The sequence below is a fragment of the Vibrio sp. M260118 genome (genome assembly GCF_036533755.1).
In the GTDB taxonomy this organism is placed as follows: Bacteria; Pseudomonadota; Gammaproteobacteria; order Enterobacterales; family Vibrionaceae; genus Vibrio.
The window spans coordinates 1-1,145 of sequence record NZ_JATABG010000614.1; the positions used below are offsets into that span (position 1 = coordinate 1).

At 41.2% G+C, this 1,145-nt stretch carries 2 protein-coding genes; both read right to left on the bottom strand.

Features of this window, described 5'->3' with window-relative positions; genetic code table 11:
* Positions 1-40 precede the first annotated feature (40 nt).
* Entirely contained in the window at positions 41-259 is a 219-nt protein-coding gene (locus QTO00_RS20025) for a DUF2835 domain-containing protein (RefSeq protein ID WP_038203095.1), read from the bottom strand.
* 133 nt (positions 260-392) lie between these two features.
* Positions 393-1,145 (bottom strand): aminopeptidase N C-terminal domain-containing protein (locus QTO00_RS20030; protein WP_331426311.1); only part of this gene is annotated, 753 nt, incomplete at its 5' end.

Genomic DNA, 1,145 nt, shown 5'->3' on the forward strand with positions numbered 1-1,145 from the left:
GTGATTAAGGTTCTATTTAAACTTCTATAAAATCAGATGCTCACAGAAGTTCTAACTTTAAAAACTTATTATTTTGGTCAGTTGTTAATCTGAAGCGCCCCTTTAAGCCAATTTGACTAATAAAAGGTCTAAAACGTGTTGCAGGCAACTGCAGGCGTAACCCGTTGTCAGTAACGACTAAAATGTGACTTGCAACACCGTTGTAGTGTGAAAGAAAAGTTTGGTAGGAAATGTTAAGGCTAAAGTAATAATGGTTCATGCTTTGATTAATCACACTATGTTTTGTGCTAGCCAATACCTGTATATACCCAAAATAATTGGAGTTGTAGCTTCAAGAATGAAGGATATATAAACAGTAGCACACTAAGGTGCTACTGTTTCAGTCACCGCGACTAAGACTCCAACGCCTTAGTCACTTTTTCAAACAGGTCTTTAGCTAGATTATCCATGCCTTTTAGCGTTTCAAGTTCCGCTTTAATCAAGTCCTGTCGCTGTTGATCATATTTACGGAATTTCAACAATGGGTCAATCAAGCGTGAAGCAACTTGTGGGTTGCTGCTATTTAACTCACGTAAAATCTCGCCTGCAAACTTGTATCCTTCGCCTGATTTAGCATGAAAGCGAACCGGGTTCATATTTAAAAACGAGCCAACCAGACTACGAGTACGGTTCGGGTTCTTGAGGCTAAATGCTTCGTGATCCATCGTCTGCTTGATGACGTCTAAAACATTCTCAGCAGGATTAGTACCTTGCAGCGCAAACCACTTATCCATAACCAGACCATCATGCTTCCATTTATCACTGTAATCCGCCATCAATGCTTCACGACATTCAAGTTGGGCACTATTCGCAGCGCTCATTGCTGCAATGGTATCCGTCATGTTATTCGCGTCAGCATATTGCGCTTTAGCCAACTCATTACCTTGTTGTGTATAAGCTAAGTAAGCCAGTGCGGTGTTACGTAAGGAACGTTTACCGATAGCTGCATGTTCAATGGTGTAATCTTGCTGCTTAAGGCTGTGATAAATTGCGCTTAGTTCATCTTCAAGCTCAGTAGCTAACGACACTTTAATCGCTTTAAGTACTTTCGCGACGGCATCGACATCAACCTGTTTGTACCAACCACTGACTTCGTTGTGGCTTGG